We start from the raw sequence: 13,633 nt of genomic DNA on the forward strand, positions 1-13,633 counted from the left end.
CGCGAATTCCGTATGGCGGAGACTAATATCCACACAACGAAAGCCGCAAGAGCTGACGCTTCCGGGATCTGGCGCTAGACTTCCGCCATTCGGAAACCGAAGGAGACCTCAGTGGCGGAAACCACCGGCACCGCCCGCTCGGGCAGCGTGCAGTCGATCGAGCGCGCGTTCGGCCTGCTCGAACTCATGGCCGACGCCGGCGGCATGCTCGGCCTGTCCCAGCTGGCCACCGCCTCCGGGCTCCCCCTGCCGACGATCCACCGCCTGGTCCGCACGCTCGTCGACCTCGGCTACGTCCGCCAGGAGCCGTCCCGTCAGTACGTGCTCGGCCCGAAGCTGATCCGCCTCGGTGAGACCTCGTCGCACATGCTCAGCGTCTGGGCCCGGCCACACCTGGCCCGCCTGGTCGACGAGCTCGGCGAGTCCGCCAACATGGCGATGCTCGACGGCGACCAGATCGTCTACCTCGCGCAGGTCCAGTCGCGGCACTCGATGCGCATGTTCACCGAGGTCGGCCGCCGGGTCCTCCCCCACTGCACGGCGGTCGGCAAGGCGATCATGTCCCAGCTGCGCGACGCCGAGGTCCGCGAACTGCTGCAGCGCACCGGCATGCCGAAGCACACCGAGACGACGATCACGGACGTCGAGGAGTTCGCCGCGCAGCTTCGCAAGGCGCAACAGGACGGGTACGCCACCGACGAGGGCGAGCAGGAGCTCGGCGTTCGCTGCATCGCCGTACCGGTGCCCGACGTTCCGTCCCGCCTCGCGATGTCGATCTCGGGCCCCGCCGGCCGGATGACCGAGACCCTCGTGGACCGGGCGATCCCCCTGCTCACACAGGCCGCCCAGTCCCTGTCGGACGACCTGCGCTAGGCCACCCGAAGGATCAACCCCCACCCCTCTCAAGTACCAACCACCAACCGAGGGCCGGTACTTGAAAGGCGCACCGGCGACGAGGCTGTGGCCCCCGCGACCGCACTTATCGCGCGAGCTCGGTGTGGTGCTCGGCGAACCACTCGCGGAAGGTCTGCAGCCGCGGGTTCAGCTCACGCGCCAGGTCGAGGTCGCGGTCGTTGGTGAACTCCTCGTGGTTCTCCGCGTAGTACTGGAACATGTTGCCGAACTCGACGGCGCCCGGGAACCCGAAGGACCGGAAGTCGTCCCAGCCGTGCGGCGCGTACGTGACGGGCTCACCGAGGACGTCGCTCATCGTCGCCGCCAGCTCGGCACCGGTCAGCGCCTGCCCGGCGATCGCGACCGTCTTGTCGATGAACTCCGGCCCGCGGCGGAAGATGCCGAGCGCGGTCCGGCCGATGTCCTCGACGGCGATCGCGTTGATCGGGCTGTCGCCCATCGGCAGCGTGAGCACGAAGTTGCCGTCGGCATCGCGGGCCGGGCCCAGCGAGTCGACGAGGTTCTCGTAGTAGAAGGTGGTCCGCAGGAACGTCGTCGGTACGCCGGCTTCGCGGAACAGGTCGTCGGCCTCGCTCTTGGCGTCGAAGTGCGGCACCTTGTACCGGCCGTCGTCCAGGGTCGGAACGCGGTCGGTGTCACCGAAGTGCGGGCGGGTGTCCTCGAGCGTCGACCAGATCACATGCTGTACGCCGGCATCACGCGCCGCGCGGGCCGCATTGCCGGCCTGCTCCAGTTCCATGTCGGCCGCAGACCGCGCAGCGACCTCCGCTTCGCTGCGCTGGGCGAAGTAGTTGGTGACGACGTACGCGCCGTACACGCCGTCGAACGCCTTGCGGAGGCTGTCCTCGTCATCCAGATCGGCCTCGACCACCTCGGCGCCGGCCGCGGCCAGCTTCTGCGCCGCCGCGCCGTTCGCGTTCCGGGTGATCGCCCGGACGGTGAACTGCTTCGCCGGGTCGGCCAGGATCGCCCGCACCAGGCCCCCGCCCTGGATACCGGTCGCGCCGACGACAGCGATGATCTCCGTCATGTCAAACTCCTTGATTGTCATGAATCTTGACTACTTCTCAGAGCGTAGACACCACCGGATGCTTAGTCAAATATCGTGACTATCACGTAGGATGACCACCAAAGGACGGCGGAAGGAGAGTCGGTTGGTCACCCGATCGGAGCGCAGGGCAGCGGATCCCGACCTGGGCGTGCTGTCCGGACGACTGCTGTTCGCGGTCCAGCGGGAGATGTTCGCGACGCTGGCGACGCAGGGGTTCGACGACCTCAAGTACCGCCACGGCGCCGTACTGGCCTATCTCGCCCCCGAAGGCGTCCGGGCGACCGAGCTGTCCCGGCTGTCCGGTCAGCACAAGCAGATCATCGGCACGCTGGTCGACGAGCTCGAAGCCCTCGGCTACCTGGAACGCCATCCCGACCCGAGCGACCGGCGCGCCAAGCTCGTCTGTCCGACCGAGCGCGGGCTGGCCCAGATGCGGGCCGCCGACGCGATCGTGGACGATATCGAGGCCCGGCACGCCGAGCGGCTGGGCGCGAAGAACTACCGGCAGTTCAAGCAGATGTTCCACGACATCACCGACCACCAGCGCGGCCGCAGCCCCGAGGAATAAGGCAGGCCTAGACGTCGATCCGCGATCCCATGATGACCACCCGGTCGCGAGGCAGCCCGAAGTACTCGGCGGCGTCGGCGCTGATGTGCGACGTGGCCACGAACAGCCGGCTCCGCCAGCGCGCCATGTCCGGGTGCTCACCGAGCCGCAGTTCGATCGTCGACAGGAAGTACGACGTGTCGCTCAGATCCAGCGACGCCACCTCGGAGCTCTGCTCGGCCGCCAGCCGCAGAACGGCGGCCACGTCCGGCGTCTGGACATAACCGAAGCGGGCCGTCACGTGGACGATCCGGTCGTCGTCGAACCCGAGGTCGTCGATCGTGATCCGCTCCGCGTCCTCGACCGTCGGCACCGGCTCGGTCTCGATCGACAGGATCACGACGTTCTCGTGCAGGATGTGGTTGTGCTCGACGTTCGCGCGCATCGCCAGCGGCACAGTGTCCTTGCCACGGTTGAGGAAGACCGCCGTACCGGGCACCCGGCGTAGCGGCGGCTGCGCCTCGTGCAGCTCGTTGATGAACGTCGTCAGCGAGCCTTCCTGACGCTCGCGGCGGGCAGTGACCAGCGAACGCCCGCGCTGCCAGGTGGTGAGCACGGTGAAGACCGTGATGCCGATCAGCAGCGGCAGCCAGGCGCCGTGGACGAGCTTGGTCAGGTTCGCCGCGAGGAACAGCAGCTCGATCGACAGGAAGACTGCTCCTCCGCCGATCACCACCCACATCGGCTTACCCCACTGCTTGCGGACGATGTAGAAGAACAGCACGGTGTTGATCGTGACCGTGGCCGTGACCGCCATGCCGAAGGCGAACGCGAGCGCGGCGGAGGTCTGGAACGCGAAGACCAGCGTCAGCACCGAGATCATCAGCGCCCAGTTGATCCACGGCACGTAGATCTGCCCGATCGTCTTGCTCGACGTGTGCAGGATCCGCAGCCGCGGCAGGTAGCCGAGCTGCACCGCCTGGCGGGCGACCGAGAACGCACCGGTGATGACCGCTTGAGACGCGATGACAGTCGCCGCAGTGGCGAGCAGAACCAGTGGGATCCGTCCCCACTCGGGCACGAGCAGGAAGAACGGGCTGCTGACCGACGACTCGTCCTTCAGCACCAGCGCGCCCTGGCCGAGGTAGCTCAGGATGCACGCCGGGAACACGAGGATCAGCCAGGCCCGGGTGATCGGCGCGCGGCCGAAGTGCCCGAGGTCGGCGTACAGGGCCTCGGCGCCGGTGATCGCGAGCACGACCGCGGCCAGCGCGAAGAACGCGTGGCCGAAGTGGTTGGTCAGGAAGCCGATCGCGTACGTCGGCGACAGCGCCTTCAGGATCTCCGGGTGCCGCGTGATCCCGCCGATGCCGGCGGCACCGATGGTGACGAACCACAGCACCATCACCAGACCGAACGACCGGCCGATCCGGCCGGTGCCGAGGCGTTGCAGCGTGAACAGCACCACGATGATCGTCGCGGTGATCGGTACGACGTACGCGTCGAGCCCCGGCTGGACGACCTTCAGACCCTCGACCGCGGACAGCACCGAGATGGCCGGCGTGATCATCGAGTCGCCGAAGAACAGCGACGCGCCGAAGATGCCGAGCCCGGCCAGGATCACCTTGGTCCGCCGGCTGCCGTTGGTCCCGTGGCTGCGGATCAGCGTGATCAGCGCGAGGATGCCGCCCTCGCCCTGGTTGTCCGCGCGCAGCACCAGCAGCACGTACTTGATCGTCACGATGATCGTGACCGCCCAGAAGATCAGCGACACGATCCCGAACACGCTGTCGGCCGAGACCGGCACCGGGTGCGGGTCGCCGGGGTTGAACACGGTCTGGATCGTGTAGATCGGGCTGGTCCCGATATCCCCGAACACGACGCCGAGCGCGCCGATGGTCAGCAGGGTCCGGGACTGCACGCGGCCGTCCGCTTCATCGGCGGTCATCGCGTCAGCCTGTTCACGCGCGCATTGAACCACCCCCAGTTGGCTGGCAGACCGATCACACTCGCCTGGTGCTGTGAGAATTCTGTGAGAAAGTGGTGACGCAGTGGTTCGGCCCGATCGCCAGTCGGGTCGTCGTAAGAGGGAACCCGGTGGAACTCCGGGACTGCCCCGCAGCGGTGAGTGGGAACGACCGCCGTCATCAGCACTGGACCGGAGGACCGGTCTGGGAAGCGACGGCCAGTAGGTGTCCGGAACGACGGACGCGCCCACGAGTCCGAAGACCTGCCCCTGCCCGCCGTACGTCGTCGTACGGCGGTGACCGCGTGACCTCGTGGGAAGGTCGGCCGTGCGCGACCTGTCGCGCCTGCCTGCTGTTCTCCGGGGTACGGGGTCTTCGAGACTGCCTCGCCAAGGAGAGACACTTGAACACCCAGTCAGCCGCACGATCCACCGTGTACGGCTACCCGCGCCAAGGCCCGAACCGCGAGCTGAAGAAGGCCATCGAGGGCTACTGGAAGGGCACCGTCAACGCGGACGCCCTCCGGCAGACCGCCGCCGAACTGCGCAAGGCCAACTGGCAGCAACTCGCTGCCGACGGCATCGACGAGGTCCCCACCGGTGACTTCTCGTACTACGACCACGTGCTCGACACGTCGGTCCTGCTCGGCGCGATCCCCGAGCGGCACCGGGCGGCCGTGGCCGCGGACCCGCTGGACGGGTACTTCGCGATGGCTCGCGGCACCCAGGAGGTCGCGCCGCTCGAGATGACCAAGTGGTTCGACACCAACTACCACTACCTCGTCCCCGAGCTCGGCCCCGACACCACCTTCACCGCCGACACCAGCAAGCAGGTCGCCGAGCTTCGCGAAGCACTCGATCTCGGCCTGACCGCCAGGCCGGTCGTCGTCGGCCCGATCACCTACCTGCTGCTGGCCAAGCCCGCGCCGGGCGTCGACGAGCACTTCGAGCCACTGTCGCTGCTCGACAAGATCCTGCCCGTGTACGCCGAAGTGCTCGCCGACCTGCGCGCCGCCGGCGCCGGCTGGGTGCAGCTGGACGAGCCCGCCCTGGTCCAGGACCGCTCGCCCGACGAGCTCGACCTGACCGCCCGCGCGTACGCCGTACTGGGCGGTCTGACCGATCGCCCGCGCCTGCTCGTCGCGTCGTACTTCGACCGGCTCGGCAAGGCGCTGCCTGTGCTCGCCAAGTCGCCGGTCGAGGGCCTGGCGATCGACTTCACCGGTCCCGCGGAGGGCAACCTCGACGATCTGGTCGCGTCCTCCGAGGTCCGCTCCAAGCGGCTCGTCGCGGGCGTCGTCAACGGCCGCAACATCTGGATCAACGACCTGACCAAGTCGCTGGCCACGCTGACCCGGCTGCGCTCGCTGGCCGGTCAGGTCGACGTCAGCGCGTCGTGCCCGCTCCTGCACGTCCCGTACGACGTCGCAGCCGAGGACGGCATCGACCCCGAGGTCGCGCGCTGGCTGGCGTTCGCCCGGCAGAAGTCCGCCGAGATCGCCACGCTGACCCATGGCTTCACCGAAGGCGCCGAAGCGATCGCCGACCAGCTGAACGCGAACCGGGCAGCCCTGGACTCCCGGAGCGGCTCGGCGCTGACCAACAACCCGGACGTCCGGGCGCGGGTCGCCGCCGTCACCGCGGCGGACAGCCGCCGCTCCACGCCGTACGCCGAACGCAGCGCCGCCCAGCAGGCGCGGCTCGGTCTGCCGTTGCTCCCGACCACCACTGTCGGCTCGTTCCCCCAGACCGGCGAGCTGCGCAAGGCGCGCGCCGACCTGCGCGCCGGGCGGATCGACGCGACGCAGTACGACGAGCGCATCGAGGCCGAGATCCAGGAGGTGCTCGCGTTCCAGGAGAAGGCCGGGCTCGACGTTCTCGTGCACGGTGAGCCCGAGCGCAACGACATGGTCCAGTACTTCGCCGAGCAGCTCGACGGGTACCTGGCGACGCAGCACGGCTGGGTCCAGTCGTACGGCACCCGGTACGTCCGGCCGCCGGTGCTGGTCGGCGACATCTCCCGCCCGGAGCCGATGACGGTTCGCTGGTGGGCGTACTCGCAGCTGCAGACCGAGCGTCCGGTCAAGGGCATGCTGACCGGACCGGTGACGATGCTCGCCTGGTCGTTCGTCCGTGACGACCAGCCGCGCAGCGACACCGCACGTCAGGTCGCGCTGGCGCTGCGGGACGAGGTGAACGACCTGGAAGCGGCCGGCGCCGCGGTGATCCAGGTCGACGAGCCGGCCCTGCGCGAGACCCTGCCGCTGCGGCAGGCCGACCGTGCGGCGTACTTGAACTGGGGCACCGAGGTGTTCCGGCTGACGACCAGCGGCGTGCGTGCGGACACTCAGATCCACACGCACATGTGTTATGTCGAGTTCGGCGACATCCTCAACGCGCTGGACGAGATGGAGGCCGACGTCGCGAGCCTCGAAGCGGCCCGTTCGCACATGCAGGTCGCCCACGAGCTCGGCGACGCCGGCTACCCGCGTGGCGTCGGGCCGGGCGTCTACGACATCCACTCCCCGCGCGTGCCCGGTACGCCGGAGGTCGTCTCGCTGCTGGAGAAGGGCCTGGCCGCGATCCCGGCCGAGCGCCTGTGGGTCAATCCCGACTGCGGCCTGAAGACCCGCGGCTGGCCCGAGGTCCGCGACTCGCTCGACAACTTGGTCGGCGCGGCCCGGACTGTCCGCGAACAGCTCAGCTGATTCCGTAGCAGGTGGTACAGAGTTATGCTTCGCTGTACCACCTGTTACCCCTGAGCCTCGAGAGGACGGCCCCGTGATCGATCCGGTGACGCTGGAAGAGCAGTACGGCGCGCACAACTACCACCCGCTCCCGGTCACCATCGCGCACGGCGAGGGGGCCTGGGTCACCGACACCAACGGGCAGCGCTACCTCGACTGCCTGGCCGGCTACTCCGCGCTCAACTTCGGTCACCGGCACCCGGCGCTGATCGCCGCCGCGACCGAGCAGCTCGGCCGGGTCACGCTGACCAGCCGGGCCTTCCACCACGACCAGCTCGGCCCGTTCTGCGCGGAGCTGGCCGCGCTGGCCGGCAAGGACGCGGTCCTGCCGATGAACTCCGGCGCCGAAGCCGTCGAGACCGCGCTCAAGCTGGCGCGCCGCTGGGGCTACCTGGTCAAGGGCGTACCGGACGGCAACGCCACCATCATCGTTGCTGACGGCAACTTCCATGGCCGGACCATCAGCATCATCAGCTTCTCCGGCGACGCGGTCGCGCACGACAACTACGGGCCGTACACGCCGGGCTTCCGCTCCGTCCCGTACGGCGACGCCGCCGCACTGGAGGCCGCGATCGACGAGACCACGGTCGCGGTGCTGCTCGAGCCGGTGCAGGGCGAGGCCGGCGTGATCGTCCCGCCCGAGGGCTACCTTGCGGCCGTTCGCGCGGCCTGTACGGCGAACAACGTGCTGATGATCGCCGACGAGATCCAGTCGGGTCTCGGCCGCGCCGGCGCGACCTTCGCGAGCGAGCGGGCGGGCGTCGTACCGGATGTGTACATCCTCGGGAAGGCACTCGGCGGCGGCATCGTCGCGCTGTCGGCCGTGGTCACGGACCGGGCGATCATGGACGTCATCACGCCGGGCACCCACGGCAGCACCTTCGGCGGCAACCCGCTCGCCGCCGCGGTCGGGCGCGCGGTGGTGAAGCTGCTCGAACCGGGTGATCTCCAGCTGCACGCACGCGACCTGGAGACCGCGCTCCGCGAGCGACTCGAACCGCTCAGCGCGCACGGTCTGGTCGGACTGCGCGTCCACGGTCTCTGGGCCGGGCTCGATCTCGACCCCGCGCTCGGCACCGGTCGCGATCTCTGCGAGAAGCTTGCGGAGCACGGCGTACTGGCCAAGGACACCCACGGTTCGACGATCCGGCTCTCGCCGCCGCTGACCATCACGAGCACCACGCTCGACTGGCTCACCGAACGCTTCACGCTGGCACTGAAGTCCTTGGCCGCCTAGGCCGCGCCCCAGACGAGGCAGAACTCGTTGCCGTCGGGGTCGCGGAAGGTCGCCCACTCGTCCCCGTCGTAGATATCCAGTGCCCTGGTCGCGCCGAGCCCCAGGACGCGCTCGATCGCGGCGTCCCGGCGCTCCGCCGGGACCCGCAGGTCGAGGTGCACCGGGTTCTTCCGCTTCGCCGGCAGGTCGGGCACCACGCAGAAGTCGATCCGGACCGTTGCCCCGTGCAACTCGACGACCTCGTCACCGTTGGCCCGCAGCTCACCGCCGAGGAACCGCTGCCAGAACCGTCCGAGCGCCCAGGGATCGAGGCAGTCGACAGCGATCGCGGCCAGCTCCGGTACGTCGTCCATACGGCCATTCTGAGGGGTTCTGCTGGTACCTGGCACGCCAGGGACTCCCACCCGCGGCCCGGAGTGCTGTTCGATGGACGAACAAGCCGTTCACGGAAGGAACTCCATGTCCACCTGGTTCATCACCGGTTGCTCGACCGGGCTCGGCCGCGCCTTCGCCGAGGCTCTGCTCACGCGCGGGGACAACGTGGTCGTCACTGCCCGGGATGTCGCGAAGGTCCAGGACCTGGCCGACGCGTACCCGGAGACCGCGCTCGCTCTCCCGCTCGACGTCACCGACGACGCACAGGTCACCGACGCCGTCGCCGCGGCCGAGAAGCACTTCGGCGCGATCGACGTGCTCGTGAACAACGCCGGCTACGGCTACCGCGCCGCCGTCGAGGAAGGCGCCGACGCCGACGTCCGGCAGCTCTTCGAGACGCACGTGTTCGGCACGGTCCGGACCATCAAGGCCGTCCTGCCCGCCATGCGCGAGCGTCGCGGCGGCACGATCGTGAACCTCTCCTCGATCGGCGCGCGGATCAGCCCGGAGGGGTCGGGCTACTACTCCGCCGTCAAGGCCGCGGTCGAGGCGCTCACCCTCTCGCTGCGCAAGGAGGTCGCGCCGCTCGGCATCACCGCGATCGTCGTCGAGCCCGGCGGCTTCCGGACCGACTTCGCCGGCCGTTCGCTGCTGCAGTCCGCCGAGGCGATCGCCGACTACGCCGGTACGGCGGGCAAGCGCCGCAAGGAGAACGACACCGTGCACGGTACCCAGCCGGGCGACCCGGCCAAGGCCGCCGCCGCGCTGATCGAGGCCGTCGAGTCCGACTCCCCGCCGTACATGCTGATCCTCGGGAACGACGCCTCCACCGCCTTTCGCGCTGCCCTCGACAACCTGCGCACCGAGGCCGACCAGTGGGAGCTGGTCAGCCGGGCGACCGACTTCTAGGAGTGGGCGAGCTGCACGCCCGGCTTCGGCCGGGTGAGCTGCTCGTCGAGGTCGCGCAGCACGTGCATGAACGCCTCCGAGAACGTCGGGAACGGCTGGATCACGTCGAGCAGCACGCTCACCGGCACCCGCGCGCGGATCGCCAACGTTGCCTGCTGCAACCATTCCCCGGCCTCCGGACCGACCGCGTGCGCGCCGATGAGCACCTCGCCGTCCGACACGATGGTCAGGAACCCGGGCTGGCTGTCGTAGGCCCGCGTGTACGTCGCCGTCCGGGCCACGCCTGACAGCTGCACGGTGCTCACGAACGGCCCTTCGGCGACGCCGACCGACGCGGCCTGCGGGTAGCAGAACACCACCCGCGGTACGGCGTCGTAGTCGGCGGTCCGCGGCCGACCCAGGATGTTGCTCGCGACGACCCGTCCCTGGTACTCGCCGACGTGCGTGAGCTGCCACAACCCGGTGATGTCGCCGATCGCCCACAGCCCGGGGCCGACGGAGAGCCGGTCGTCGACCGGAACACCCCGCGGGTCCGGCGTGATGCCGACCGTCTCCAGCCCGATGCCCTCGACCCGCGGCCGACGGCCGGTCGCCGCCAGAAGCTTGTCGCCACGCAACTCGGTCCCATCTGCCAGTACGACGACGTACTCGCCGTCCTCCAACAGAGCTCGCACGAGGTCTTGACCGAGCCGGACGTCGACTCCGTCCGCCGCGAGCGCCGTCGCCACCGCGACGCCGACAGCCCGCGGCTCGCGCCCGAGCAAGTGCTCACCCCGCTCGATCAGTACGACGGCCGACCCCATCCGCGCCAGCGCCTGACTCATCTCGACGCCAGTCGCGCCACCGCCGAGCACGAGCATCCGCGCCGGTATCTCGGTCATCCCCGTGACCTCGCGGTTCGTCCACACGCCCGGCACGTCCCGCAGTACCGGCGGTAGCACCGGATCGGCCCCGGCCGCGATGACGATGTCGTCGGCCGTGTAGCGCTCGTCGCCGACCATCACGGCACCCGGCCCGTCCAGGCGCCCACTCCCCCGCAGTACGTCGACGCCGGCTCCGGCAGCCCACGCCACCTGCCCGGCGTCGTCGTACGAGGAGACCATGAAGTCCCGCCAGCCCAGGGCCGCCGGTACGTCGAGCGCACCGGTCACGGCCTCCCGCGCGCCCGGCACCTCGCGGACCTCGGACAACGCTTCGCCCGGCCGCAGCAAGGTCTTCGACGGAATGCACGCCCAGTACGAACACTCGCCACCGAGCAGTTCACGCTCGACAACGGCGACTCGTACGCCGCCTTTAGCCAGGGCCGCGGCGCAGTGCTCTCCCGGCGCCCCGCCGCCGAGCACGATGACGTCGTAGTGCTGCCCGAGCTTCGTGTCCATGGCCTGTGCTCCTCGCACTCGCCGGAAAGCCAACACGCCGAGCGTCGTCCAGGTGCGGCCGCCGTCGAGCCAGGGAGTCTCCCTGGGCGCCACGGACCAGGGACATCCACGGGTGCGAGCCGGGCGCCATCGAGCGGATCGTCGGCACCCCAGGCGAAAGGATCCGCGACATGACCGACGACGGCGGCGGCGCGAGTCCAGCCGGAACCCGACCGGACGAGCCGCTCGCGGCGTTGCGCAGCAGCACCGGTACGGCGTTGCTCGCCGCGACCGTGCTCGCGTCGATGGTCGGCTTCCTCGACGCGTACATGGTCAACGTCGCCATCCCGTCGATCGGCACGGCGCTGAATGCCGGAGTCACCCAGCTGCAGTGGGTCGTCACCGGCTACCTGCTCGCGGTCGCGTCCCTGCTGCTGCTCGCCGGCGCGCTGGCCGACCACTTCGGCCGCCGCCGGATCCTCGTCGTCGGCCTCGGCATCATGTTCTTCGCGTCGCTGGCCTGCGCCGCCGCGCCGACCGTCGAGCTGCTGATCGCGGCCCGGGCGATCCAAGGGATCGGCGGCGCGCTCGTCGTACCGAGCAGTCTGGCGCTCCTCAACGGCACCCTCCGACCGGCCGACCGCACCAAGGGCATCGGCGTCTGGGCCGGGATCTCCACACTCGGCACGACGCTCGGCCCGTACGGCGGCGGCTGGCTGATCGACCACGGCTCCTGGCGCTACGTCTTCCTGCTCAACATCCCGTTGATCGCAGCGGCGTACTGGGTTCTCCGCCACGTCCCCGAGGTCCAGCGCTTCCGGCGTCCGCTGTCGCTCGATCTCCTCGGCGGCCTGCTCACCGTGCTCGGCCTCGGCGGCGTCATCTACGCGCTCACCGCCGGACCGTCCTCCGGCTGGGGAAGCGCCTCGGTCGTGGTGACGGCCGTCGTCGGCGTCGGCTGTCTCATCGTCCTGGTTCCCCTCGAGCAACGCCGAGCGGCACCGATGGTCCGTACGGCGTTGTTCCGGATCCGGCAGTTCGTCGCCATCAACGCCACGACAGTGCTCTTCTACGGCGCACTCAGCGCCGCTGCCTACCTGGTCGTCCTGCAGTGCCAGCTGCAACTCGGGTACAGCGCGACCGCGGCCGGAGCCGCGCTCGTGCCGGAGTCGGTCGTGTTCCTGCTCGTGTCGCCGTTCGTCGGCAGCCTGGTGACGCGAGTCGGCACTCGGATACCGATGAGCGTCGGCATCCTGATCGTGGCCGCCGGCTTCGCCTGGTTGTCAGCGGCCGAACCGGGTGACGGCTACGTGGCCTCGGTCCTGCCGGGCGCGATCCTGTGGGGTCTCGGACTCGGGCTGGCGGTGGCACCGCTGACGGCCGCCGTACTGGCTGCTGTCGACGACTCGGATCTCGGTGAAGCCTCGGCGATCAACGATGCCGCGTCCCGCGTCGGCGGAGTCGTCCTGGTCGCGCTCGTCCCGGCGCTGATCGGGGCCGGCGGAGCGAGCAATCTCGCGGAGCCGCTCGCCGACGGCTACCGGACGGCGATGCTCGTGCTGGCCGGCGTGAGCGTCGCCGGCGCCATCATCACCGTGCTGTTCGTCGCGTCCGGGCGGCCGACGGTCGCGCAGCTGCCGCACGCCCAACCCCGTCTCCACGGCTGCGCCGTACCGACTTCGTGACACTCGTGACACTCGTGACACTCGTGACAGGAGAAGTGATGACCGAGACCCTCACCACCGTGCAGTCCGAAGGGAAACTGGCCGGCCAGGCCGTCGTCGTGATCGGCGGCACCTCCGGCATCGGGCTGGAGACCGCCCGGCAGGCCCGGGCGGCCGGGGCGCGGCTGTTCATCACCGGGCGGAACCGCGAACGGCTGGCCCAGGCCGCGACCGAGGTCGGCGCGGAGAGCACCGCGACGCTCGACGTGAACGACTCGGCCCGGCTGGAACGGGTCTTCTCCGGATTGCCGAGGCAGATCGACCACGTGCTGATCAGCGGCGGCGGTCCGACGTACGCGCCGATCGCGGAGATGGACTTCGACGAGGCGCTGCGCGGGTTCGAGGAACGGTTGATCGGTGCGCTGCGGATCGCGCAGCTGTGCATCGGGCGTATCCCGGCGGGCGGTTCGATCACGTTGATCGGCGGGACGCACGCGCGGCGTCCCGGGCTCGGGCTGGTCCTGGCCGCGATCGGTACGGCAGCGCTGCCCGCGATCGCCGCCAACGCCGCGATCGAGCTGGCGCCGATCCGGGTGAACACGATCGCGGCCGGTTTCGTCGATACTCCGCTGTCGGCACGGCTGCTCGGTGCGCAGCTCGACGAGCGGCGGGACGAGCTGCGGGCGACTCTGCCGATCCACCGCGTGGTCGGTCCGGAGGACGTGGCCGCGCTCGCCGTCCACCTGATGACGAACACCGCACTGACGGGTGCGACGTACGACGTGGACGGCGGTCAGCAGCTGATCCCTTAGGCGAACAGGTTCTCCAGAGCCGCTCGCCGGAGAGCATCTCCAAGGGCTGTTG

11 protein-coding genes and 1 riboswitch are annotated in these 13,633 nt (G+C 69.8%); of the genes, 7 read left to right on the forward strand and 4 right to left on the reverse strand.

The window, feature by feature from the left end; translation table 11 throughout:
* Positions 1-111 precede the first annotated feature (111 nt).
* Positions 112-873 carry an IclR family transcriptional regulator gene (locus tag ACYVIO_RS33690; RefSeq protein WP_460654989.1) on the forward strand — a complete coding sequence of 254 codons (762 nt, stop codon included), beginning with the start codon at positions 112-114 and terminating at the stop codon, positions 871-873.
* 106 nt (positions 874-979) lie between these two features.
* Here ACYVIO_RS33690 and ACYVIO_RS33695 read toward each other — a convergent pair whose 3' ends face one another.
* On the reverse strand, positions 980-1,945 hold the full coding sequence (locus ACYVIO_RS33695) for an NmrA/HSCARG family protein (RefSeq protein ID WP_460654990.1): 966 nt from the start codon (positions 1,943-1,945) through the stop codon (positions 980-982).
* Positions 1,946-2,069: 124 nt separating this feature from the next.
* Here ACYVIO_RS33695 and ACYVIO_RS33700 point away from each other — a divergent pair, with 124 nt between their 5' ends.
* Positions 2,070-2,534: a MarR family winged helix-turn-helix transcriptional regulator gene (locus tag ACYVIO_RS33700; protein WP_460654991.1), complete on the forward strand. Its 465-nt coding sequence runs from the start codon at positions 2,070-2,072 to the stop codon at positions 2,532-2,534.
* 7 nt (positions 2,535-2,541) lie between these two features.
* On the opposite strand, the gene ACYVIO_RS33705 is transcribed toward ACYVIO_RS33700, so the two are convergent.
* A complete protein-coding gene (locus ACYVIO_RS33705) occupies positions 2,542-4,461 on the reverse strand; it encodes a potassium transporter Kup (protein ID WP_460654992.1) in 1,920 nt (639 codons plus the stop codon).
* A gap of 87 nt (positions 4,462-4,548) precedes the next feature.
* A riboswitch (cobalamin riboswitch) is annotated at positions 4,549-4,765 on the forward strand.
* 118 nt (positions 4,766-4,883) lie between these two features.
* Between ACYVIO_RS33705 and metE the strand changes: the two genes are divergently transcribed.
* Both metE and rocD read left to right on the forward strand, forming a co-directional pair.
* Positions 4,884-7,187, forward strand: a complete 2,304-nt coding sequence (gene metE, locus ACYVIO_RS33710) for a 5-methyltetrahydropteroyltriglutamate--homocysteine S-methyltransferase (RefSeq protein ID WP_460654993.1) — start codon at positions 4,884-4,886, stop codon at positions 7,185-7,187.
* A 73-nt stretch (positions 7,188-7,260) separates the two neighbouring features.
* Entirely contained in the window at positions 7,261-8,463 is a 1,203-nt protein-coding gene (rocD, locus tag ACYVIO_RS33715; protein WP_460654994.1) for an ornithine--oxo-acid transaminase, read from the forward strand.
* Here rocD and ACYVIO_RS33720 read toward each other — a convergent pair.
* Positions 8,460-8,816: a VOC family protein gene (locus ACYVIO_RS33720; RefSeq protein ID WP_460654995.1), complete on the reverse strand. Its 357-nt coding sequence runs from the start codon at positions 8,814-8,816 to the stop codon at positions 8,460-8,462. The genes rocD and ACYVIO_RS33720 overlap by 4 nt on opposite strands.
* Before the next feature lie 106 nt (positions 8,817-8,922).
* Between ACYVIO_RS33720 and ACYVIO_RS33725 the strand changes: the two genes are divergently transcribed.
* Positions 8,923-9,747, forward strand: coding sequence for an oxidoreductase (locus ACYVIO_RS33725; RefSeq protein ID WP_460654996.1), 825 nt, complete (start codon positions 8,923-8,925; stop codon positions 9,745-9,747).
* Here ACYVIO_RS33725 and ACYVIO_RS33730 read toward each other — a convergent pair.
* Positions 9,744-11,126, reverse strand: a complete 1,383-nt coding sequence (locus tag ACYVIO_RS33730; RefSeq protein ID WP_460654997.1) for a dihydrolipoyl dehydrogenase family protein — start codon at positions 11,124-11,126, stop codon at positions 9,744-9,746. The genes ACYVIO_RS33725 and ACYVIO_RS33730 overlap by 4 nt on opposite strands.
* A gap of 170 nt (positions 11,127-11,296) precedes the next feature.
* On the opposite strand from ACYVIO_RS33730, the gene ACYVIO_RS33735 reads away from it, so the two are divergent.
* Positions 11,297-12,790, forward strand: a complete 1,494-nt coding sequence (locus ACYVIO_RS33735; RefSeq protein WP_460654998.1) for an MFS transporter — start codon at positions 11,297-11,299, stop codon at positions 12,788-12,790.
* Between the two features lie 38 nt (positions 12,791-12,828).
* On the forward strand, positions 12,829-13,581 hold the full coding sequence (locus ACYVIO_RS33740; protein WP_460654999.1) for an SDR family oxidoreductase: 753 nt from the start codon (positions 12,829-12,831) through the stop codon (positions 13,579-13,581).
* The last annotated feature ends 52 nt before the right edge of the window (positions 13,582-13,633 follow it).

Source organism: Kribbella endophytica (genome assembly GCF_054781295.1).

Bases quoted from the DNA above. Each gene is read 5' to 3' on its own strand.
- ACYVIO_RS33740 (WP_460654999.1), top strand. From the start codon at position 12,829: ATGACCGAGACCCTCACCACCGTGCAGTCCGAAGGGAAACTGGCCGGC.
- ACYVIO_RS33725 (WP_460654996.1), top strand. From the start codon at position 8,923: ATGTCCACCTGGTTCATCACCGGTTGCTCGACCGGGCTCGGCCGCGCC.
- ACYVIO_RS33730 (WP_460654997.1), bottom strand. From the start codon at position 11,126: ATGGACACGAAGCTCGGGCAGCACTACGACGTCATCGTGCTCGGCGGC.
- ACYVIO_RS33695 (WP_460654990.1), bottom strand. From the start codon at position 1,945: ATGACGGAGATCATCGCTGTCGTCGGCGCGACCGGTATCCAGGGCGGG.
- ACYVIO_RS33735 (WP_460654998.1), top strand. From the start codon at position 11,297: ATGACCGACGACGGCGGCGGCGCGAGTCCAGCCGGAACCCGACCGGAC.
- ACYVIO_RS33720 (WP_460654995.1), bottom strand. From the start codon at position 8,816: ATGGACGACGTACCGGAGCTGGCCGCGATCGCTGTCGACTGCCTCGAT.
- ACYVIO_RS33705 (WP_460654992.1), bottom strand. From the start codon at position 4,461: ATGACCGCCGATGAAGCGGACGGCCGCGTGCAGTCCCGGACCCTGCTG.